Below are 24396 nucleotides of genomic sequence, written 5' to 3' on the forward strand. Positions count from 1 at the left end.
TTAAGCTTTACAATTCAGGATGAGCAGATTTTTCTTGCATCGCCTGACGTAAGCTTAAAGGACGCATATCTGTCCATGCTTCTTCGATATAGGCTAAACATTCAGCTTTAGAGCCTTCTTTGCCTACAGATTTCCATCCTAATGGCAGTTCCTGTTTCCATTTCGGCCAAATTGAATATTGTTCTTCATGATTGACTACTACAAGATAAATAGTTTCGTCGTTGTGTTCGTTGTTACTCATGGTTTTTTAGGCTCCTTTATTTTGGTCATAACTAATATGCCGTCATCGCTTAAGTTTACAGAACGGCGTTGACGCGATGCTTTGGGGATATCGGCGGTTGTTTGCACAGTTGGAGAAGCTGCTAGTAAAAGAGCGATCGCTTCTGGGGTGCGATGGGTGAATAATTGAGGTAGGGGAAACTCGGTTTGATAGGTTTGGCGCAAACGGATGGCTAATTGGGTAACTAGCAAGGAATCTCCGCCAATTTCAAAGAAATCATCGGTAACTCCTACCCGTTCTATTTGTAATAAACTAGCCATCAGGGAACAGATAGTTGCTTCTTGGTCATTTCTGGGTGCAATGTAAGGTTTCCTTGTCCAACTCCAATCGGGTGCTGGTAAGGCTTTGTGGTCTACTTTGCCGTTCACTGTTAAGGGAATGGCTTCTAGTGGCACAAAGACCCCTGGAATCATATAATCTGGTAATTTGCTCTTTAAAAACTCTGGTAAGACGGTTTTCAGGTCTGACTCGCTATTAGAAATAAAGTAGGCAATTAGCCGATTATCCCCATTTGCAGCTTTCCCCACGGTGACTAAGGCTTCTTTAACTTGAGGGTGAGTGCTGAGAACGGCGGTAATTTCCCCTGGTTCAATACGAAAACCGCGTATTTTAACTTGCTGGTCGGCGCGTCCAAGATATTCTAGTTCGCCATTCGGTAAACGACGCGCTAAATCTCCACTGCGATATAGACGACTACCGGGAGTTTTGGCGTAGGGGTCGGGAATAAATCTCTCTGCACTCAAACAAGGCTGATGCAGATAACCCCGCGTCACTCCCGCACCGCCAATGTACATTTCCCCAGGAACTCCTACCGGCATTGGTTCCAGATTTTCATCTAAGATATAGAGATTTAAATCGGGAATCGGTTGACCAATAACGCTACCTCGATTGGTGTTTACATCTGCTTGGATAATAGGTCTATAGGTGACATGAACGGTGGTTTCGGTGATGCCGTACATATTAATTAACCTCGGTTTTTCGTCGCCATATAACTCAAACCAAGGTTGTAGGCTTGGTAATTCTAAGGCTTCTCCACCGAAAATTACGTACCGTAAAGGTAGTTTTTCTGTCTCTATTGTTGCTATTTGAATTAATTGCTTGAAGGCTGAAGGAGTTTGATTTAATACCGTGACTTTGTGGTTTTGGAGCAGTTGGTAAAAGTCCTTTGGTGAGCGACTTGTCCAATAGGGGACTACGACTACTTGACCGCCATACAACAAGGCTCCCCACAGTTCCCAAACGGAGAAATCGAAGGCGTAAGAGTGAAACAATGTCCAAATATCTGCACTGTTAAATTCAAACCAGGATTGAGTGGCTTTGAGCAGGCGGATAACGTTAGCATGGGTAACGATACAACCTTTGGGTTTACCTGTGGAACCACTTGTATAAATTACATAAGCGGGATGCTCTGGTAATATCTGAACTGCTAAGGACTCATTGCTTTGATTTTCTAGTTGGGTGGCTATATCTTCTAGAATGACAATTTCGGTATCACCTGCGGGAATTTGGGTAACAACTGAACGCTGGGTGATGAGTAGAGAAACGCCACTATCTTGTAATAGAAAATCAATGCGATCGCTCGGATAACTAGTATCAACTGGAACATAAGCACCACCAGCTTTGAGAATTGCCAGGATGGCTATTACTAACTGTTCGGAACGTTCTAAACAAAGCCCCACAAGGGTTTCTGGTCTAACGCCTCGGTTTTTTAGGTAATGTGCAAGGCGATTGGAACGAGTATCTAATTCTGCAAAACTGAGAGTAGTTTCTTGGAAACAGAGGGCGGTTTTATACGCATATTGGGACACCGCTTGAGTAAAAGCAAAAACCAGAGTTTGGTCAGATAGATAACTGGCTGAGTTGAGATTGGAAGCTTGCAGTAAGCTATGGCGTTCTTCAGCAGAGATGAGCGATCGCCTGTGGTATATTGTTTGGGTTTCAGAGGCGAGTTCAGTCAGGGCAGTTTGATAATACTTGCCATATTGCTCAACTTGTGCTGCCCCAAACTGCTGCACGTCATAGATTAAATTCAATTGCAGGGCTGCACTTTTTGGAACCAGACAAAACTCTACCAGAAAGGGAAAGTCTGTCTCTTCAAAAATATCAACGTTCTTAACTTCAACTTGGGGTAGATTTAGCAAGCCTTCATATACGTGAAAATGGACGTAGTTGAATCCCACTTCAAATAGAGGACGTTGATCAATCAGGCGTTGCATCTCAGCTAACGGGAAATTCCGATAAGGGAGGATGTCCCGTTCAGCACGGAAAACGGCTTGGATTAACTCTAACCAACTACCAGATGTCAATTGCATCCTCAACGGTACCGTATTGACGAACAAACCCAACAGATTTTGACTGTCGAGGGTTTCGGGTCGTCCATTGATGACGTTACCAGTTACGACTTCATTTTGTCCAGTTAAAAAGGAGAGAACGCGCAGATGCACGGCTAAAAGCGCTGTTTTCAGAGGAACTCCGGCATTTTTGGCAAGTTTGCGGAGGTTATTCGCTAACTGCTCGTTAATGGTGATTGATAAGCGTTGCAGATGGCGTTTTAGAGACATGGGATGCTCTACATTCAGACGCGGGAGGGTGCTAACTTCCAAGTTGCTGAGATGTTTTTGCCAAAATTCTTGCAGTTCCTTGTCAGCGATCGCTTGTTGTTCTTGAGTGATAAAATCTCTGTAAGCAATCTCTGGAACTGTCAACGCTGGAACATTTCCGGTTTCTAAATACTGAACATAACGTTGTAACAATTGCGTGAGCAATGTTGCGACACTCCAACCATCCAGAATGACGTGGTGAAAACTGAAGCTGAAGCTGAGTTGTTCATCTGAGAGTCGGTGAATCTGGAAGCGGAATAAGGGAGGTTTCGTAATATCAAAGGAGCGGGTTTTTTCAGATTCAATCCATTCCACAACTTGCTGAGGTGCATTCGCTCCCAAATTACGTAAATCGACAACCGTTAAAGGTAATTCAACTTGGGCGTGAACGATTTGAATCGGCGTGCTGTATCCTGTCCAATGGAAAGAAGTCCGCAATACTGGATGTGCTAGACATATATCAGCGATCGCATTTTTCCAAGCTGCTTCAGAATAGGTGAGGCGTAAATCAAAGGTGAAAATTTGGTGGAAAATCGCCGAATCAGGATGCATCTCACTGTGATAGAGCATTCCCCCCTGTAAACTGGAGAGGGGATAAGCATCTTCTGCATCTTTTGGTAAACGTTGGCGATCGCTTTCTGATAGAAGGTAAATATCAATATTTTCACTTAACTCAGTTGTAGTTAATACTGCTTTTTTCACAGCCAACTGACGCACAGTTGCAAACTCATAGAGGTCTCTGGCGGAAATTGCAAAACCTGCTTTTTTAGCTTTAGCGATCACTTGCAAAGCCAGAATTGAATCACCGCCAATTTCAAAGAAATTATCATCAATCCCGACTTTTTCCAGACCAAGGACTGCGGCTACAATTGCACAGAAGCTTTCTTCATCAGCATTGCGGGGAGCTACATAATCTTCTTCTACCCTTAAAAGGTTCCAATCGGTCGCGGGTAATGCTTTAGTATCAATTTTACCATTAACAGTCAAAGGAAAGGCTTCTAAACTCACGTAAGCTGCTGGTATCATATACTCAGGCAGCTTGGTTTTTAGGTATTGACGCAATTCATTGCTATTGGGATGAGATTCTCCTGGAACATAATAAGCAACCAGCCTATTTTCTTCTTCCCATTCATCAGTCAAAATCAAAGCTTCACGAACTTGAGAATGGGACGTTAGCGCTGTTTGGATTTCTCCCAACTCAATCCGAAAACCGCGAATTTTGACTTGTCTATCTACCCTTCCTAAATATTCTAAATCACCGTTAGGCAATCTTCGCGCTAAATCGCCACTGCGGTAAAGTCGTCCTTCTGCAAAAGGATTCGGTAAAAACCGTTCTGCTGTCAGTGCGGGACGATTTAAATAACCGCAAGTCACCCCTGCACCGGCGACATAAATTTCCCCTGGTAATCCATCAGCAACGGGTTCTAGTTTTTCATCGAGCAGGTATATCTGCAAGTCGGGAATCTCTGTACCGATTACACTAGCACGGTTTTTGGTGAGGTCGCTCTGGTAAATGGGGCGATAGGTGACATGAACAGTGGTTTCTGTAATCCCGTACATATTAATTAGACGCGGGGTTTTATCTCCGTATCGTTCCAGCCAGGGATTCAGACTTGGCAAATCTAAAGCTTCACCGCCAAAGATAACATAGCGCAACGCCAGTTTTCCCACACTGGCTTCGTCGGCGCGAATCAGTTGGTTGAACGCCGAAGGAGTTTGATTGAGGACAGTTACTTTTTCTGTGGTGAGAAATTCGCGGAATGTTTCTGGCGTTCTACTTAACCAGAAAGGAACAATAATCACTCTACCACCGTAGAGCAAAGCTCCCCACAATTCCCACACAGAAAAATCAAAAGCGAAGGAGTGAAACAGCGTCCAAATATCTTTTTCGTTAAAGCCAAACCAAGCTTCTGTGGAACGCATTAGCCGGATGGCGTTAGCATGGGTTACAACACAACCTTTAGGTGTACCAGTGGAACCACTCGTGTAAATTATATAAGCGGGAAATTCCGATTGAAAGTAAATTTGTGGTGATGTATCTGGCTGATTGCTAAGTTCCTTTTCTATAGATTTGAGAGTGAATGCTACTACTTCTTTGTTAGTCAATTCGGATAAAACTGAGTCTTCAGAAATGAGTGCCGAAATCCCGCTATCTTCTAGAATTAGTTGCAGACGTGCAGAGGGAGAATTAGGATCTAGGGGAACATAGGCTGCACCAGCTTTCAGGATTCCTAGTATGGCAATAATTACGTTTTCTGAACGTTCTAAACATAATCCTACTCGTGTTCCTGGCTGCACTCCTTGGCTTTGCAAATAATGAGCGAGGCGATTCGCCTTTGCATTGAGTTCGGCGTAGGTGAGAGTGATTTTGTTAAATTGAACTGCGATATTTTCAGAATACTTATTGGCGGTGCTATCAAAAGCAGAAACGAGTGTTTCTGTGGTTAACGCGGAACCTAACCCTCTAACCCCCTTCCCTACAAGGGAAGGGGGAAAATTCAAAGCCTCTCCCCTACAAGGGTAGAGGTTTTCAATATCCCGTGAAACTCTTGTTTCTGGTAATACAATAGAAAGGCTAGAAATGGTTTTTTCTAAATTTTCTCCAGCTTCCTCAAACAGGTTTTGGAAGTTTGTAACTATCTGTTCTACTGTCTCAGAATCTAGATAGGAAAGGTTGTAGTCAAAATCAATTTTGATGTCACTATGTTCCTCATATTCTCGCACATAGATAATGAGTGGAACTTTCTGTTGATAGCTGTAGAGAGGAACACAGCTTGTTTCACTATTAGTAAAACATTCGTTGTAATCGTGTCTTTCATAGGAAAGATAAACTTCAAATAAATGGTCTTTGCTACTTGGTTGTAAGCCAGAAATTCGCTTTATTTCTCCTAAAGGAAAGCGTTGATGGCGATAGTCTTGCCGTAATAGAGAACGGATTTGATCTAGAAGTTCATGGACTGTTTTATTGCCATTGATTTCCACCCGGAATGGAATAGTGCTGACAAATAAACCAATGGCATCTTTAAAGCTTTTTTTATTGCGATTTAAAAGAGACAAACCAACAACTAAATCACTTTTGGTATAGCGTTTAGCTAAATAAATTGTAACTAAACTCAGAATCAAATGAAAAACATTTGATTGGATATTTTGGACAATAGTATTAACTCGGTTATATTGCTCACGAGAAATATAAATAGATTGGCGGTTCCCCATCAATTTTTGGGATTTAATTTGAGGGAAAATATTAGGTGAAACCTGCTTTAAGCGCTGCTGCCAATATTCGCGATCGCGCTGAAAATTATTTGATTTTAAATAATCTGATTCTTCCTGAAGATATTCACTTAAATACCAATCTCTTTCTGTTTGATTATCTGCACCGTTGTTGATAATTTGATTGTAAGTTCTTATGAATTCTCTGAAGAAAATAGAGGTTCCCCAACCATCGGTAATAACATGATGATATTTACCAAAAATAATATGTTTTTGGCTGTTGGTACGAATTAGTTGAAAAGCCACAAGTGGGGTATTTTCACCAAAGCTAAAAGGCGTGGAAAATTCTCTTTTTATATATTTTTCGGCATCTCCTTCACTATCTTCATGACTGGAGAAATCAACCAAAGTCACTTTTGCATCTTGGTGCGGTGCAATTGTCTGCAAAGGTTTGCCTTCAGATTCATAAATTCGTGTTCGTAAACCTGGATGGGAGCGGATTATTTTGTTAATTGCATAATTGAAAACTTCAATATCGAAAACACCCTGAACCGTGACAACTGCACCGATATTCAGATGGGAACCTTCCAACCACATCATTTGGTCGATATAAATTTCTCTTTGATTGATTGATAATGGAAATATTTTATTCACGGTGTCATAATTCCTTAAATAATTTAACCTTTTTTAGGGGCAAAAGCTATGGGATAATTGGCTTTCAGGCGAAGTTAATATTTACCAAGTACGCACGGATTGAAAAACATTAAGTTAATTATTTAACACTTACTCTCAAGGTTGTATAAAGGATTATGGTATAAATTTTAACTATATAAATCTCCTCATTTATAAATATGGTTTAGCTCATTTGAGATAAAATGTTTTTATTTCGAGAATTTGCTTATAAAAGCTATAACTAAAACTTATCGTCAGTCCAAGTGTGGTTGACAAGAAGATAATTATATGAAATATATGATCATGTCAACACCATGATGTAAAAAATTTATCTTATTCTGCAATTGAAGCAGGCTTCCTTGTGCTGAGGGCCAAATCTTGAGAGGTAAAATTTTCCCAAAAATATTGTGAGTCTACAAATGCAAAGGGCTGGAACTTCCACTAGTACAGACTATAAAGACTGGATTTATGTCTGCTTTGAACGCAACGAGTAAATAGGTTTCAGGATTGTTTAACCCAAAAATTTTAAGTAAAGATTATGCCTAAAAGAGTCATTTCCAAAAAACCCCTGTTTAACTTTCTTGACATCCATATCTCAGACATACAGAAACATCCCAGTGCCTTGCAAGATAGCTCCTGTGTCTCTGTGGTTTGATTAAAAAACTATTTTTTACAACTCATTTAGGATTGCTATATTATGATGAACTACTCAGAAATCAACGATATAGAACTTTTAGAATTCCTTCTAGAAGAGGAAGGACTCGAACTAGAAAAAGACCAGTTTTTAATTCCGCGCCGCAGTCTTACCCAAGCACCTGCTTCTTTTCAACAAAGGCGCTTGTGGTTTCTTTGTGAATTAGAACCGACATCTTCTGCTTATAATATTTATTCTGTATTTAGTCTACATGGAGATTTGCAGGTAGAAGCTTTGCAGCAAGCTTTTAAACAATTGCAGCAGCGACATGAAAGCCTACGAACCACATTTATAGCAATTGATGGGGAACCTTGGCAACGGATTCACCCAAATTATTTAGCCGAAATTATATTAGAAGATTGGAGTAATAATACAACAGAAACTGAAAAACAAATCTTGATAATAGCGCGTTCTGAAGCTGAATATGCCTTTGATTTAGAAACAGGGCCATTAGTGCGATCGCGCCTTTTTCGGCTAGCATCAAAACAATACATACTCACCCTCACTCTTCATCATACCATTGCTGATGCTTGGTCAATTGGTGTTTTTTTACAAGAAATTGCTGCTCTTTACCAACTGGCTATTAAAAAAGATAAAACAGCACTTCCAGACTTAGAAATTCAATACGCCGATTATGCCTTATGGCAACAAGAAAAATTTAACAATTTAGCTTTGCAAGATAGTCTTGCTTATTGGGAGAAACAATTAGCAGAATTACCAGTTTTGCAATTTCCCATTGATTTTACTAGACCCCGCCTCCAATCATTTCGGGGAGATTTGGTGAAATTTTCTCTACCTATTTCTCTCACAAATGCCATTCGTACCTTTAGCCAAAAAGAAGGTACTACTTTATTTATGACCCTGATGGGTGCTTTCCAGGCTCTTTTGGCGCGTTATACCGGACAAGAGGATATACCAGTCGGTACTTCCATCGCCAACCGTCCAGGAATCGATGCTGAAAAACTCATTGGTTTTTTCGTCAATATGTTGGTGATTCGCACCGATTTATCAGACGAACCTAGTTTTCGCAAGCTGCTAAATAGAGTCAGAGAAACAGTACTGGAGGCTTTTGAACATACAGAAGTACCATTTGAAACCTTAGTAGACCGTCTGCATCTTGAACGAGATACTAGTCGCAATCCTTTATTTCAAATTGCGTTTACTTTATTAAATGCACCCAAGCCGCAATTTAGTACAGGTGATTTAGAAGTTTCAATATTAGCAACTCAAGAAGCATCTCGTTTTGATTTAGAGTTGTTTATCACCGAAAGCCAAGAGCAGCTAAATGGGGTTTTATCTTACAACGTAGATTTATTCAAAAGAGAAACTGTAGAAAGATTTGCGCGTCATTTTTGCCAACTCCTAGAAAATTTAATAGCGCAACCGGATACACCCGTGAGCCGCTTACCTTTTCTGCTGACTGAAGAATTATCTCAATTAGTTCCAGCTAAACCTCACCAAACTTTTCCCGTGCAATTTTGTTTGCATGAAATCTTTAGTCAACAAGCAAAGTTGCGTCCCCAACAGACAGCGTTAATATTTGAAAACGAAACCCTGACATACTCACAATTAAATCATCGCGCTAACCAATTAGCACATCATTTAATTAATCTTGGTGTCAAACCAGAATCACGAGTGGGACTGTGGCTGTCTCGTTCTTTAGATTTGGTAGTTTCTATTTTGGCGATTCTGAAAGTGGGTGGGGTTTATGTTCCCTTCGATCCCGATTATCCGAGCGATCGCATCGCTTATATGATTGAAGATAGTCAAGTTGCAGTTTTGCTCACACACACCCAATTTCAAGAGCAAATTCCACCTTACCAAGCTACTGTTATATTTATTGATAATTGCAAAGCTGAACTAGCAAAACTACAAACAACAGAACCAGAAGTTTTAGTTCAGCCAGATAACGCAGCTTACATTATTTACACCTCCGGTTCCACAGGAAAACCCAAAGGAGTCGTTGTTACCCATCGTCATGTTGTGCGTTTAATGTTGGCTACTGAGAAATGGTTCAAGTTTAACGCCAAAGATGTGTGGACACTCTTTCACTCCTGCGCCTTTGATTTCTCCGTTTGGGAAATTTGGGGCGCTCTTTTATTTGGTGGTCGTTTAGTAATTGTACCTTATTTAGTAAGTCGTTCTCCCGAAGAATTTTATAACTTACTGTGCGATGCTAAAGTCACAGTTTTAAACCAAACACCTTCAGCCTTTAGACAATTAATGCAAGCGGAAGAAATACTTTGTCGGGAAGGAGAACTAGAATTACGCTATGTAATTTTTGGTGGTGAAGCGCTCGATTTAGCAAGTCTAGAAACTTGGTTTGAACGCCATGATGATGAGTTCCCTTTGCTAGTAAATATGTACGGAATTACAGAAACCACCGTTCACGTTACTTACCGTCCGATTCGCTTAAGGGATGTAAAACAACGTCTTGGTAGTTTAATTGGCGAACCGATTCCCGACCTTTCTCTATATATTCTAGATCATCACTGCCAACCTGTTCCCATTGGGGTAGTTGGTGAAATGTATATTGGTGGTGCGGGTGTAACTCGCGGTTATTTTAACCGCCCACAATTAACCGCAGAACGGATGATTCCCAATCCATTTAACAATTCAAACCCAGAACGTCTCTACAAAACTGGTGATTTAGCTCGTTTCCTTGAGAATGGCGAAATTGAATATATAGGACGTAACGACCATCAAGTAAAAATTCGTGGTTTTCGCATCGAATTGGGTGAAATTGAAGGAGTTATCAAACGTCATCCAGGGGTGCGCGATGCTTTAGTAATTGTCCAGAAAGAAAGCCAAGAAGATGTGAGAATAGCCGCTTACATCGTTCCCAAACATCAAATTCCAGACTATGAAACATTGAAGCAGGAACAAACCCAAGAATGGCAATATACCTTTAACGAAACCTATCGTAATAATGAAACTGAAGCCAACGAAGCCTTTAATATCACTGGTTGGAATAGTAGTTATGATAATCAACCCATTCCCGCCGCCGATATGCGTCAATGGCTAAATAATACTCTGGCGCGAATTCAAGCACTCAAACCCCAACGGATTCTAGAAATTGGCTGCGGTACGGGGATGATTTTATTGAATATCGCTACTCAGGTAGAATCTTATTGGGGAACTGATTTTTCCCAGGAAGCAATTAGCCGATTGACAAATATTATTCAAAATCGCTCGTGGAATAATGTAAATTTATTGACACGAGAAGCCATTGATTTTTCCCAAATTCCTGATGCTGAGTTCGATACTATTATTATTAATTCTGTCGCTCAATATTTCCCCTCTATCGAGTATTTACAGCAGGTAATTGCAGGCGCGTTGGAAATATTAGCACCGGGAGGAAGTCTATTTATTGGCGATAATCGTAATTTACCACTTTTAAATTATTTTCATACCAGCGTTGCCTTTTCTCAAGCTGATGACAATACAAATAGGGAAAGTTTTAAAACCCAAGTTCGACGACTGGCAGAAACAGAAAATGAATTAGTACTTGATCCAACTTTCTTTGTGAATCTGACCGAAGTTTTCCCCAGTTTGGCGGCGGTAGAAGTTCACCTCAAAGAGGAAAGTAACCACAACGAACTAACTAAATATCGTTATGATGTCGTATTGCACAAGTTAGGTGTATCACCAAATAATGCTATAGAACCTGTTTGGAAAAATTGGGAAACAGCTAATTTGCAATTAGACGATTTACGTCAAGAAATCATCAAAACAGGTGCAATTGGTTGGCGTGGTATTCCCAATGCACGTTTAATTAAAGATGAAGCAGTTTTACAGTGGGTAGAAGGAAATGATGGTGAAAAAACAATTGGAGAGTTACGCGAATTTATCGATGAAATTAACTTAACACAAGCAATTGATCCAGCAGATTTATCTGCTATTGCTAAAGAAATTGGTTGTCAATTAATTATTAGCTACTCTCCAGATTTGAGTCCGAGTTATTTTGATGTTTGTTTCTATCCAGCAACAGATGGAAAACGCCGCTCTCCAGTAATGCCAATTAATAGTATAATTTCTACTCAAGCTACTAATTATTACTGGATTGATCCGCTCAAAGGACGTTTTGCAAAAACGCTAATTTCCCAGTTAAAAGAACAAGTGCGGGAAGAATTACCAGAATATATGCGTCCGTCTTCCTTTGTCCTTCTAGAAAGCTTCCCGATGACTCCCAGTGGTAAACTGGATAGACGCGCTTTACCTGCACCAGAGCGAGATTTAGCACTTAGTAAACAAGCCTTTATTCAAGCCACAACCCGCACCCAAGCAAGACTATGCACCCTCTGGCTTGATGTGCTAGGCATTGATAGCATCGGTGTGACAGACGATTTCTTCCATTTAGGAGGACATTCGCTGCTAGCAACTAAGTTAGTTTCTCGGATTCGCGAAGAATTTAATTTAGCATTACCGTTAAGAAAAGTTTTTGAGCATTCAACGATCGCAGGTTTAGCTGAGGAAATTGAGCGCTTGGCTGTGGTGAGCGATTTTACAAATACGCTTCAAGATATTATCCCCCACATTGCCCAGCGAGAAAACTTACCGCTTTCTTTCTCTCAAGCACGACTCTGGTTTTTAGATTGGTTGGAACCGAATAATGCTGCTTACAATATGGCGATCGCTTTTCGTTTGGATGGAGATTTAAATCAAGAGGCGCTACACCGCAGTTTACAAGAAATAATTCAACGTCATGAAGTATTACGCACAACTTTTGAGAGTAATGACGGAGTTCCTATACAAGTTATTCATGAATCCGATGAAGTTCCATTGACGCTAATAAATCTGAGTCATTTAGAGCCAGAAAACCAGGAAGAAGCAGTTAAAAAAGCAATTAGAGAAGCAATTATTTCTCCCTTCAATCTTCGCACACTGCCTTTATTGCGCGTCCATCTCTATCAGTTAGCTGAGGACGTTCATGTTTTTGTCTTGGTAATGCACCATATTATTTCTGATGGTTGGTCATTGGGTTTAATGATTAAGGAATTATCCTTATCTTATGCAGCATTTTGCCGGGGTGATGCATCGCCTTTATCACCTTTATCTCTACAATATTGGGAATTTGCCCATTGGCAACGAACAATTTTTGAGCAAACCCAACTACCTGCACAACTAGCTTATTGGAAAGCAAAACTTGGTGGGAAAATCGATATTTTAGAGTTACCGACTGATTTTCCCCGTCCTGCGATCGCACGTTATCAAGGCGCTACAGTATCCTTTACGATTAATACAGAAGTGAGCGATCGCTTACAGAAGTTATGCGAATCTCAAGGTGCTACCCTGTTCATGGGATTGTTAGGCGTATTTAGCACCCTGTTAATGCGTTATTCGGGACAGCAGGATTTATTAATTGGTACGCCAATTGCTAACCGGAATCACAAACAAATTGAAGAACTGATTGGTTTTTTTGTCAATACTTTAGTCATCAGAACCGATTTAACTGGTAATCTTGATTTTAATACATTACTGTTGCGAATTAAAGAAGAAACGCTGCAAGCTTACGCTCATCAGGATGTCCCCCTAGAAAAAATTGTCGAAGAACTACATCCCGAAAGAAATCTCAGCCATCATCCCTTGTTTCAGGTGATGTTTGTTTTACAAAATGCTCCGATAGGCAATTTAGAACTACCTAATTTGAGCCTCATTCCCTTGGAATTAGAACAGGTGACAGCTAAGTTTGATTTAACTCTATTAATGATTGAAACAGAAACAGGAATTCAGGGAACATGGGAATATAGAACCGATTTATTTGATGTAACTACAATTAACCGGATGGTCGGTCATTTTCAAACATTGCTAGAAAGTATTGTTGCTAATCCTCAACAGCGAATTACAGAATTACCTCTACTAACAGCAACTGAGCAAAATCAATTATTGGGAAATTGGAATCAAACTCAAGTTGAGTATCCTCAAGATAAGTGTCTTCATCAATTGTTTGAATCTCAGGTAGAGAAGACACCAGATGCAATAGCGGTGGTGTTTGAAGACGAAAATATGACTTATAAGGAGTTGAATAAACAGGCCAATCAATTGGCGCATTATCTGCGTTCATTTGGGGTAAAATCAGATGTATTAGTAGGGATTTGCGTTGAGCGTTCGTCGGAGACGTTGCCGCAGGCATCGCTAGAAATGGTAATTGGGTTGTTGGGTATTCTTAAAGCTGGTGGCGCTTATGTTCCCATCGATTCAGCTTATCCCCAAGAGCGGATCAATTTCATCTTAGAAGATGCTCAGACACCAATCTTGTTAACTCAACAAAAACTACTAGAAAAATTTGATGTTCAAGACAATATACAGATTATTTGTTTAGATACTGACTGGGAAACCATTACCCAACAAAGTACAGAAAACCCCATTAGCGGCGTAGTAGCGGAAAACTTAGCCTATAGCATTTACACATCTGGTTCTACAGGTAAACCCAAGGGAGTGATGATCTCTCACCGCGCTATTTGCAATCATATGTTCTGGATACAAGCAACATTTCCCCTAACGGAAGCAGACAAGCTGCTACAAAAAACTCCCTTAAGTTTCGATGCTTCGGTTTGGGAATTATACGCACCATTGTTAGTAGGCGCACAGTTAGTTATAGCTCGTCCAGGAGGTCATCAGGATAGTGCTTATCTAATTAAAATCATTAACGAACAGAAAATCACCTTTGTTCAATTTGTTCCATCCTTACTACAAATGATCTTAGAACAAGGAGGAATTGAAACTTGTAATTCTCTAAAACACGTCTTCTGTGGAGGTGAAACTTTATCAGTTTCTCTACAAGAAGGTTTGTTTAGTAAACTAAAGGTAAACTTTCACAATCTCTATGGGCCAACTGAAGTTTGCATCAATTCAACATTCTCAACTTGTCAGCCTGGAATTAAGCAAAAAATTGTTCCAATTGGTCGCCCAATTTCTAACAACCAGATTTATATTCTCGATCAGAATTTGCAACCAGTTCCTATTGGTGTTCCTGGTGAACTGCACATTGGTGGCGCTGGACTGGCGCGTGGTTATTTAAACCGTTCAGAGTTAACCGCCGAGAAGTTTATTCCCAATCCTTTTAATAATTCTAAATCAGAACGTCTCTATAAAACAGGTGACTTAGCCCGTTATCTTACTGATGGCAATATTGAATTTTTGGGCCGTATTGATAACCAAGTAAAAATTCGCGGTTTACGCATCGAATTAGGAGAAATTGAAGAAGTATTAAATCAGCATCCAGATGTCCTCAATGCGGTAGTGATTACTTGTGCAGATTCAATAGAAAGCCAACGCCTAGTTGCATACATTGTCCCCTCAACCGAGCAACCTACCTCTGTAAATCAGCTACGTACCTTCCTGAAAGAAAAACTGCCTGACTACATGGTACCAGCACACTTTGTCATATTAGATTCTCTACCTTTAACACCTAATGGCAAAGTTGACAGAAAGGCACTATCTGCACTTAACTTTGAAAGAAATATCGACTCCAGCCAACAAGTTTTGCCTCGGACAGCGTTAGAGCATAAATTAGTGCAAATTTGGGAAGAAATACTAAAAATTAGCCCTATTGGTGTTACTGAAAACTTCTTTGACTTGGGTGGTCATTCGCTCTTAGCTATTCGGTTAATAGCAACAATTGAACAGCGATTAGGATGTAATCTACCTGTTGTTACTTTATTCCGCGAAGGTACAATAGAAAAGATGGCAGCTTTGCTAGAACAAGAGCGATCAAGCAGCGATTTAGATGTTATAGTTCCTCTACAAACTAAGGGTGATTTACCCCCCTTATTTCTCATACATCAAGCAGGCGGTTATGCTCTTTCCTACTCCGTACTTGCTCAAGCTTTGGGTCAAAAACGTCCAGTCTATGCACTTCAGGCAAAAGGTTTAGATGGGAAACAACTGCCTTTAGATACTATCGAAGCAATGGCTGCTAGTTACCTAAATGCAATTCGAGAAATCCTGCCTTTTGGGCCTTATTTGCTAGGTGGTCACTCTTTGGGAGGACTGGTTGCTTTTGAAATGGCTTCCCAATTGGAAGCTATAGGAGAACAGGTTGAGCATCTATTAATTATCGATACCCATCCACCATTACCCACTCCACAAATTGAGGCTTCTCTTGAAGATGAAGCTGCAATTCTTTGCTTCATTGTTGAGCAAATAGGACTGCATTTTTATAAAACTGTAAATGTTACTTATGAGGAACTTTCGATTCTAGATAAAGCGGCTCAATTTGATTATGTGCTGCAACTGTTGCAACACCATGAACTCATTCCTCCTGATTCGGGACGGAATTTAATTTTAGGCTTACTCAACGTTTACAAAGCTAATTTGCGGGCAAGTCTGCGTTATCAACCACAACCGATTAAAGGTGCTATCTCATTGTTCAAAACTGCATCATTAGCAGAACAGTTTCCAGATGATCCTACTGTGGGTTGGGGGCAATTAACCAGTGACCGAGTGCGCGTTTGTTGTGTAACTGGTGAACATCAAACAGTTTTGAAAGAACCTCATGTCAGAAAACTTGTAGTAGAAATTGCAGAGATGTTATGACCCAATACTAGGGCGATTTCATTCTAAAGGAACTCTTTGATAAGTTTCTGCTTATAGGAAATAGACCACGCTGAGGGGCATAGCCTTGCTCATGGGTGTCAACTTAAGCCCCAAAAAACAAGAGAGAAAAAATTCTCGTTTCTAGCCTCTGCTGGAAATGCTGCTCATTGTGGCTCTGTCGCAAATTCAGGAGGCGGCAGCCCCCCAATAGGCATTCCCAACCAGAGTCTGGGAACGAGAGAAAGCTTTTTCACTTTGAACCATTTATTACGGCATCATGGGCAGTGTCAGGTCTTGTAAGGACTACAGAACGTACAGAAAATATTTATGCTTCGGGGGTGGGTGTCTCACTCGCCCTTTTTTATTGGTATTGCTATAGTAGCGGATAACACATTTGACTAAGTGCGATCGCATCTACTATCAACATGGCTAAAGAGTCTCAAAATCGGTTAAAACACTTTGCTGCTTTAAAGTCCAAGTACCAAGCAACTCAATATCAAGATTCATCACCCGCTAGTCTGCTGTATCTCATACTGCGAAAAGTTGATTTAGGAATTGAACTGCTTGACTTAGAATCTAATTGGTTACAAGAATATGAGCTTTTTGAAACCCTTGAAATTATCTGGCTACAACAATTTAGGATGGGAGAATCCAAAAGACTAGAAGCTGAATTTTCTGATCTTAAAGCTAAGTATAAAGTTGCCAAAAATGGGGAATCATCAGTAAGCAGTGTTTTGTATCCAATACTTTGGAAACTTGAATCAGAAAAGAGTTTGACTGATTCAGAAATCAAATTATTGCAAGATAATAATCTTACTCAAATAGTTACAATTGCTCAAGATATAAAACGTTTTGCACAACTAAAGGAGAAATATCAAGCCACCAAGTATCAAGATTCACATCCTAATAACCGACTGTATAGAATACTAAAAAAGCTCGACACAGAAGCAAGCTTAAATGATAATGAATACGAGTGGCTGTTAAATAATGAACTTTTTGAAGCTATAGAAATTTTTGAAAAAGAAGAGTCTGCAACACGAGCTAAAGTTACCCAGCTAAAGAGTAAGTATCAAGCAAGCCAACATCCAGACACATCATTATCAAGTCAACTATATAAAATACTGCAAAAACTTGATGCAGACGAAAAATTAATTGATTCAGAAATTGACTGGCTAGAAAAGCAAGGACTTACCGAAACAATTGCCATTGCTGAAGAACTCGAACAAAAACGGGAATTTATTGCATTGAAGGCAAAGTATAAAGCTAGCCAACATGAAGATTTATCACCTACTAATTATTTATATGCAATTCTGAAAAAACTTGATTCGGAAACTCATTTAAATGAGCAGGATATTATTTTTTTAAGACAGTTTAAATTGTCTGAAACAATTGAAATTGCTAATGATAAATATGCTTTTCTTTTGAAGTCAAAGATAGTATCATTAATCGTTATGAGCGATTTAGAAATTGACTGGCTAAGAAATAATGAATATGAAGATATCATTATTTTAGCCCAAAAAAAGCACTTTGCTGCACTCAAAATAAAATATGGATTGACAGATATTTCACTTCCACAAGAGCCATTTTACGCGATCATGGTCAAATTAGAGAAAAAAGAACGGCTAGATCCTAAGTTCGTTTTGCAGCTTATGGAAAAGGGGCTATTATCTGATAATGGTAAAATCGCTCTCGCCTATTACAAACTTGAAGCAGAGTTTTATGAACAAGAACTTGGTCGTACTGGACACAAGTGGCATATCCCCACAGCTAGTGGTTATTGGCGCAAAGCAAATGAACCTAAACGGGCATTAAAACTTACTGACCTGGACTTAAATAGAGTCAACGATAGTAATCTAAAATCAGCTATTTTAGTCACTAGAGGAGCAGCATTCAGAGATAGTGATAAATTAAATGATGCAGAAAATTGTGCAAAAAAAGCTATGGAGTATCAGCCTGATAGTCATCAACCTTACACCTTAATGGGTGCTATATGTTATGACAAATATAACTATGAGCAAGGTAATTATTGGTTTCAACAAGCCATTGAGCGTGGGGCTGAAACTAAAGATATAGATGCTGAAATAAAACGAGTAATCAGGAGTACAAAAAATGAGGAAAAACGACATGAAGCAGCAGAGTATTTGTTAAAAGAAGATGCATCTCGCTATGCTTGGGCTAAATCTTATCTCAAAAAATCGTCAGACAATGGTAAATAAACTGGTTTGCATCACCAAACTACCAACATGACCAGATTTATTCACGACCAATTTGCCAAAGATTACCTCGAACAATTACTCACTTACAAATCACTCAAAATCAAGACGAGGAAGATAGGGAATTACTTATGAGATTAGCACCACTTTACCAACAAGACCGAGAACAAGCTAAACAACAAGGAATTCAGCAGGGAGAACGCTTAGTGGTGGAAAACTTGCTCAAAGTTCGCTTTGGTGAAATAGATAATGAGCTTCAAGCAATTATTGAACCTTTATTAGCGTTATCACCAGAAGAGTTTACGCCTTTACTATTGCAGTTATCCCGTGAAGAATTAATTAATCGATTTTGCTAGCGTCAATCACATATCTAGGACTTACGCATTGACACGAAAGAGCAAATATGGGTGATTTGAAAAACCACATTTGTCGTAGGGGCAATTCATGAATTGCCCCTACCGCGCGGGTCTACTTCCCATCAAAGAATGATTAATAAAAACCTGAAACGACATATTGACGTTGATACACAACATAATTCTTTTTTACAGTGCGTAAGTCCTAATATCCTTTAATGATTAAGATAAAGCTGAAAGGAGAAGGGGAAAGAGTTTAACTTTTCCCTTTTTGTTTTCTCCATTTTCTACCTCACGTTCCAATGTAAAATAGAAGACATTAATACAGTATTATAAAAATCAGGTTCTAAGTTTGTAACCAATAAAAAGTTTATTTTATAGGTTTGTATAAATGGATTTTCTGACAATTTTAGGATTAGCGGCTGCCACAATAACCACAATCTCTTTTTTGCCACAGATGTTTAAAACGTGGCAAACAAAATCAGCAAAAGATGTTTCTTTGGTTACACTGATTACATTCATAACTGGGATTTTTTTGTGGTTAATTTATGGAATATATCTACAATCCTTACCGATTATTCTTGCTAACAGCGTGACATTGGTTTTTAACTTCATTATTCTATGGCTTAAAATTAGATATAGATAAACTTGCCTGTAAGAAACACCTGTGACATCATCTGTATTTACCTCTGAACGCCTCCTTTTCACTCCCGCCACCCCAGACACCAACGCTATCCCCATCATTTTTGCCTTTCCCAATGAGTACAGCGTAGGTATCACTAGCCTCGGCTATCAGGTAGTGTGGGCAACCTTGGCAATGCGTGATGATGTACAGGTGAGTCGCCTGTTTACAGATACTCACGAACAACTCCCCAGAACCCCGAAAATTGTGGGATTTTCGATTTCCTGGGAACTGGATTATGTGAATATTTTAAATTTGCTGGAATCTTTAGAAATTCCCATTTTGGCAACTTCTCGCGATGATTCTCATCCGATAATTTTTGGTGGTGGCCCCGTTCTCACAGCTAATCCCGAACCTTTTGCAGCTTTTTTTGATGTAATTTTGCTGGGGGATGGTGAAAACCTGCTGGGGAATTTCATTGAAGCGTACAAAGAAGTAAGAAATGCCTCAAGACAAACTCAACTAAAAAGACTTGCACAAGTCCCAGGAATTTATATTCCCAGTTTATATGAAGTCGAGTATCACGCAATAGATGGTGCAGTAAAGTCAATTAAACCAATTTCTCCAGAAATTCCCGCAGTGGTGCAAAAGCAGACTTATCGAGGAAATACTCTATCGGCATCGACTGTAGTCACCGAAAAAGCCGCATGGGAAAATATTTACATGGTGGAAGTGGTGAGAAGTTGTCCAGAAATGTGCCGCTTTTGTTTGGCGAGTTATCTCACACTGCCTTTTAGAACAGCGAGTCTTGAAGATTCTTTAATTCCAGCGATCGCCAGAGGTTTAGAAGTTACAAATCGGTTAGGATTATTAGGAGCTTCTGTTACACAGCATCCAGAATTTGAGACTTTGCTGGATTATATTAGTCAGCCAAAGTATGATGATGTCCGTCTCAGTATTGCATCAGTGCGAACCAATACCGTAACAGTGCAGTTAGCAGAAACTTTGACGAAACGAGACACGCGATCGCTTACAATTGCTGTAGAAAGTGGTTCCGAAAAAATCCGGCAAATCATCAACAAAAAGCTGCATAACGACGAAATTATTCAAGCAGCTGTAAATGCCAAAGCTGGCGGATTAAAAAGCTTGAAACTCTACGGAATGGCAGGAATTCCCGGTGAGGAAGCAGAGGATTTGGAGCAAACCGTGGCGATGATGCGTAATATCAAAAAAGCTGTGCCGGGATTGCGCTTAACATTCGGATGCAGCACCTTTGTACCCAAAGCACATACGCCGTTTCAATGGTTTGGCGTAAATCGTCAAGCAGAAAAGCGGTTGCAGTTTTTGCAAAAACAGCTAAAACCACAGGGGATAGAATTTCGCCCAGAAAGCTATAATTGGTCGATTATACAGGCTTTGTTATCCAGAGGCGATCGCAGAGTGTCCCAACTCCTCCAACTTACTCGTGACTTTGGCGATTCCTTGGGTAGCTACAAACGTGCTTTCAAACAACTCAAAGGACAAATCCCCGATTTAGATTTCTACGTCCACGCCGAGTGGTCAACAGAGCAAGTATTACCCTGGAGCCACTTGCAAGGGCCTCTGCCACAGTCTACACTACTAAAGCATTTGGCTGATGCTAAGAGTTATATCAATCCATCCCCAAAGGAATTACAGCCATTGAATTCATAGCTGAAAACTTGATGCAAAACACAGCTGAGTATTACTGCGCCTATTGCGGTGAACCGAACTTAACTTTTATTGATTTGAGTGCTGGAGGACAGCAATCTTACATTGAAGATTGTCAAGTTTGCTGTAACCCAAATATTTTGTATGTGCGGGTTGATGAAGATACCCTAGATATCGAGATTGATGCCGAATCCGAAAGTTAAATTTTAGGTTTTTCTTTCCATGCTGCACTTTAAACATTCCTCAGTAATTAATGCCCCACCAGAAGTAGTTTGGAAATTTCACGAAAGGCCAGATATTTTGCAACTGCTGAATCCACCTTGGCAGCCAGTCCAAGTAGTTCGTCGTGAGGGGGGGCTAAACGTGGGTGCTATCACCGAATTTCGCCTGTTTCTCGGCCCATTACCCTTAACTTGGTTAGCGCGGCATACTCAATGTGAAAAATATCGCCTGTTTACCGACGAACAGATATCTGGCCCTTTTGAGTCTTGGGTACATCGACATGAATTTGAACCGGAAGATGGCAAAACCAAATTAACTGATGCTATTTCCTTCTCTATGCCTGGCGGAGGAACAGTTGAATTTGTCAGTGGTTGGTTAGTGCAAGTGCAACTAGAAGCAATGTTTCGCTATCGCCACGATGTCACTAAACGGGAGTGCGAGTCATGATAAGCTAATCGTCATTCATTTTTCCAGGATGATTCACTTTTAGCTTATTAGAGTATCCTGGCGATTAGAAATCGCGGCTATACAGACATAACCTGCGGAGGCAGGTTATGAAACTCTTGATTTTTTATTAGTCCACGTTTTTATTAGTCCACCTCCGTGGACTTTGTTTGTATAGTAGCGAATTCTATTCGCCAAAGACTTTTAAAACTTTCGTGAGATTTTTTTTGACATCTGAAATACTATTTCGCTAATTTAGAAGTATTTGCTGACAATCTGGAAAATCTTATCCTTTAGACTTATTTACACTTTAGTACTACAGACAGATAGATAGCTCTAATTTATTAGTTAAATAGGATGAGAAATATAATTTAATTCTTCAGGAAAATCAACAATGGGACTTTACCCAAGTGATTCAATAGAAAATACATATAATGGCAAAGTTCGTAATGCTTTAGAGTTGGGGTTTACTCCTCAGTCCGAACTTTGGAACAGTCGTTTAGCTATGGTCGGTTTTTTCCCTTACCTAATTTGGGGTCTCAACGGCTACAACGTAATATGGGAATTATTCTACTTCATGCCCGACTCTTCCCGTTAATTATGTTACCATCCTTTTCGCCAGCTTCGGCTGTTTAGAAAGTAGTATAGGAAAAACATTAGTTTTTCTAACTACTAGCTTTATCAGTGCTATCACTTATGTCATCTAACCTCTCAAGCGAAAATATTTGTTGGTATCGGCTGGGATGTGTAATAATAGTTAAAGTATCTTAATATTTATAAACATTTTCAGGTATTGGCACTATCCAATGCAAAATACTGACCACTAAAAGAATTTTCTTGCTGGTGGTTAGTACTTTTTGTGGTGACTATATTTTAGGAATTTTGACCTGAATACTAGGCGGAGTAAAAGCGTGATTCAATTAGAACAACCACCCAGTCATCAAACAAAACTGACCCCAGTAGTGAAAAGTAAATCTCAGTTTAAGGGACTTTTCATTGCTATTATCATTGTTAGCGCATGGGTCATTAGCCTGAGTTTATTACTTTCGCTTGACATCTCCAAGGTAAAATTGTGGATGTTATCGCCTGTTATACTATGGCAAACATTTTTATATACAGGATTATTTATTACATCTCATGATGCGATGCATGGGGTAGTGTTTCCCCAGAACACCAAGATTAATCATCTTATTGGGACATTAACCCTATCTCTTTATGGTCTTTTACCCTATAAAAAATTATTGCAAAAACATTGGGTGCATCACCACAATCCAGCAAGTCAAATAGACCCAGATTTTCATAACGGGAAACACAAAAATTTATTGGGTTGGTATCTTCATTTTATGAAGGGTTACTGGAGTTGGGGACAAATAATTGCCCTAACCATTATTTATAACTTTGCTAAATATATACTCTATATACCCAGTGATAATCTAAATTACTTTTGGGTGATTCCTTCGCTTTTAAGTTCATTCCAATTATTTTACTTTGGTACTTTCCTGCCTCATAGCGAACCCATAGGAGGTTATATTCAGCCTCATTGTTCCCAAACGATTAGCCGTCCAATTTGGTGGTCATTTATCACGTGCTATCATTTCGGCTATCATGAAGAACATCACGAGTATCCCCATGTTCCTTGGTGGCAGTTACCAGAAATTTACAAAGCAAAATAGTTCTTGTTTATCTAATATCAGGGCAACAATAGTCACACGGTAATCTATATAGTTTGAGCAAGGCATTCTTTTAGATTATCCTGCTTATGCCAATTAATAATTCTCGTCTTGTCACCTATAGCCCTGCTTATACAATCGTTCCCACTTACGAGTGCTTTAATCGGTGTAGTTATTGCAACTTTCGCAGTGAACCGGGTAAAAGTCCCTGGATGAGTCTTTCAGATGCAGACAGTATTTTAAAAGCACTTAAAAGCGAAAAAGTCTGTGAAATCCTCATACTCAGCGGTGAAGTGCATCCCCATTCGCCAAGGCGTCAGGCGTGGTTTGGGCGGATTTATGATTTGTGTGAATTAGCGCTTTCAATGGGGTTTTTACCGCACACAAACGCGGGGCCACTGAGTTTTGAGGAGATGGAAAAGCTCAAGCGTGTGAATGTTTCGATGGGGCTGATGTTGGAACAGTTAACGCCAACATTGTTAAATAGTGTACATCGGCACGCACCGAGTAAATTACCTGAAGTTCGTTTACAACAATTGCAATGGGCGGGAGAGTTGCAGATTCCCTTTACAACGGGGTTACTGTTGGGAATTGGAGAAACCGCTGATGATTGGTGGGAAACATTAACAGCTATATCTCAACTGCATCAACGTTATCACCACATTCAAGAAGTTATCCTGCAACCTCATAGCCCAGGACATCAGCAAACCTTTGATGCACCACCTTTTGACCCTCATCAGTTACCGGAAGTCATTTTTAAGGCGCGTCAGATTTTACCACCAGATATTACCATTCAAATTCCGCCCAATTTAGTTAAAGATGACCGATGGTTACTCGCTTGTATCGAAGCTGGTGCGCGAGATTTGGGCGGAATTGGGCCAAAAGATGAAGTGAATCCTGATTATCCTCATGTTCAGGAACAGGCATTAAGAGAAATTTTACAGCCTGCGAGGTGGGAATTGGTGCCGCGATCGCCAGTTTATCCGCAATTTGATAGCTGGTTGTCGGAAGAATTGCAAACAGCAGTGAAGCGCTGGCGCAAGACTCTAACCCCAGTTTCTCTTTTGTCAGAACAGGGAAGTAAAGATTTTCCCATCTCGTAGTAGTTTTTTTGTTGACGAGTCTTTGAACTGGATGAATCCACCTTTGAACTCCGTTAACGAGTCTTTGAACTGGATGAATCCACCTT

General features: G+C 39.9%; 12 protein-coding genes. 10 read left to right on the top strand and 2 right to left on the bottom strand.

Features of this window, described 5'->3' with window-relative positions:
• Nucleotides 1–7: 7 nt before the first annotated feature.
• Together HWQ41_RS23830 and HWQ41_RS23835 are read right to left on the bottom strand one after the other, a co-directional pair.
• Entirely contained in the window at nucleotides 8–241 is a 234-nt protein-coding gene (locus tag HWQ41_RS23830) for an MbtH family protein (RefSeq protein ID WP_292768448.1), read from the bottom strand.
• Complete coding sequence (locus HWQ41_RS23835) at nucleotides 238–6744, bottom strand: non-ribosomal peptide synthetase (RefSeq protein ID WP_292768451.1); 6507 nt, start codon at nucleotides 6742–6744, stop codon at nucleotides 238–240. Before HWQ41_RS23835 ends, HWQ41_RS23830 begins: the two co-directional genes overlap by 4 nt.
• 715 nt (nucleotides 6745–7459) lie before the next feature.
• Here HWQ41_RS23835 and HWQ41_RS23840 point away from each other — a divergent pair.
• The 10 genes from HWQ41_RS23840 to cofG all read left to right on the top strand — a co-directional run bounded on the left by HWQ41_RS23840 (nucleotide 7460) and on the right by cofG (nucleotide 24310).
• Nucleotides 7460–15994, top strand: coding sequence for a non-ribosomal peptide synthetase (locus HWQ41_RS23840; protein ID WP_292768454.1), 8535 nt, complete (start codon nucleotides 7460–7462; stop codon nucleotides 15992–15994).
• 425 nt (nucleotides 15995–16419) lie between these two features.
• Nucleotides 16420–18210, top strand: a complete 1791-nt coding sequence (locus tag HWQ41_RS23845) for a hypothetical protein (RefSeq protein ID WP_292768457.1) — start codon at nucleotides 16420–16422, stop codon at nucleotides 18208–18210.
• Between the two features lie 128 nt (nucleotides 18211–18338).
• Nucleotides 18339–18563 (top strand): hypothetical protein, encoded by a 225-nt coding sequence (locus HWQ41_RS23850; RefSeq protein WP_366931701.1) that lies wholly within the window; start codon nucleotides 18339–18341, stop codon nucleotides 18561–18563.
• Between the two features lie 388 nt (nucleotides 18564–18951).
• Complete coding sequence (locus tag HWQ41_RS23855) at nucleotides 18952–19206, top strand: SemiSWEET transporter (protein WP_292768460.1); 255 nt, start codon at nucleotides 18952–18954, stop codon at nucleotides 19204–19206.
• Nucleotides 19207–19227: 21 nt separating this feature from the next.
• Entirely contained in the window at nucleotides 19228–20874 is a 1647-nt protein-coding gene (locus HWQ41_RS23860) for a radical SAM protein (RefSeq protein WP_292768462.1), read from the top strand.
• A gap of 11 nt (nucleotides 20875–20885) precedes the next feature.
• Nucleotides 20886–21074 (top strand): CPXCG motif-containing cysteine-rich protein, encoded by a 189-nt coding sequence (locus HWQ41_RS23865; protein WP_292768463.1) that lies wholly within the window; start codon nucleotides 20886–20888, stop codon nucleotides 21072–21074.
• Between the two features lie 19 nt (nucleotides 21075–21093).
• Nucleotides 21094–21540: an SRPBCC family protein gene (locus tag HWQ41_RS23870; RefSeq protein ID WP_292768464.1), complete on the top strand. Its 447-nt coding sequence runs from the start codon at nucleotides 21094–21096 to the stop codon at nucleotides 21538–21540.
• Between the two features lie 391 nt (nucleotides 21541–21931).
• Nucleotides 21932–22135 (top strand): high light inducible protein, encoded by a 204-nt coding sequence (locus HWQ41_RS23875; protein WP_292768465.1) that lies wholly within the window; start codon nucleotides 21932–21934, stop codon nucleotides 22133–22135.
• A gap of 313 nt (nucleotides 22136–22448) precedes the next feature.
• A complete protein-coding gene (gene crtW, locus HWQ41_RS23880; protein WP_292768466.1) occupies nucleotides 22449–23210 on the top strand; it encodes a beta-carotene ketolase CrtW in 762 nt (253 codons plus the stop codon).
• Nucleotides 23211–23296: 86 nt separating this feature from the next.
• Nucleotides 23297–24310: a 7,8-didemethyl-8-hydroxy-5-deazariboflavin synthase subunit CofG gene (gene cofG, locus HWQ41_RS23885; RefSeq protein ID WP_292768467.1), complete on the top strand. Its 1014-nt coding sequence runs from the start codon at nucleotides 23297–23299 to the stop codon at nucleotides 24308–24310.
• Nucleotides 24311–24396: the final 86 nt, after the last annotated feature.

Origin of the sequence: Nostoc sp. NOS(2021), assembly GCF_017115025.1 — a bacterium.
In the GTDB taxonomy this organism is placed as follows: domain Bacteria; phylum Cyanobacteriota; class Cyanobacteriia; order Cyanobacteriales; family Nostocaceae; genus Nostoc.

Coding starts and splice junctions, on each gene's coding strand:
- HWQ41_RS23830 (WP_292768448.1), bottom strand. CDS start 241: ATGAGTAACAACGAACACAACGACGAAACTATTTATCTTGTAGTAGTC.
- HWQ41_RS23840 (WP_292768454.1), top strand. CDS start 7,460: ATGATGAACTACTCAGAAATCAACGATATAGAACTTTTAGAATTCCTT.
- HWQ41_RS23845 (WP_292768457.1), top strand. CDS start 16,420: ATGGCTAAAGAGTCTCAAAATCGGTTAAAACACTTTGCTGCTTTAAAG.
- HWQ41_RS23850 (WP_366931701.1), top strand. CDS start 18,339: ATGAGATTAGCACCACTTTACCAACAAGACCGAGAACAAGCTAAACAA.
- HWQ41_RS23855 (WP_292768460.1), top strand. CDS start 18,952: ATGGATTTTCTGACAATTTTAGGATTAGCGGCTGCCACAATAACCACA.
- HWQ41_RS23865 (WP_292768463.1), top strand. CDS start 20,886: ATGCAAAACACAGCTGAGTATTACTGCGCCTATTGCGGTGAACCGAAC.
- HWQ41_RS23870 (WP_292768464.1), top strand. CDS start 21,094: ATGCTGCACTTTAAACATTCCTCAGTAATTAATGCCCCACCAGAAGTA.
- HWQ41_RS23875 (WP_292768465.1), top strand. CDS start 21,932: ATGGGACTTTACCCAAGTGATTCAATAGAAAATACATATAATGGCAAA.
- cofG (WP_292768467.1), top strand. CDS start 23,297: ATGCCAATTAATAATTCTCGTCTTGTCACCTATAGCCCTGCTTATACA.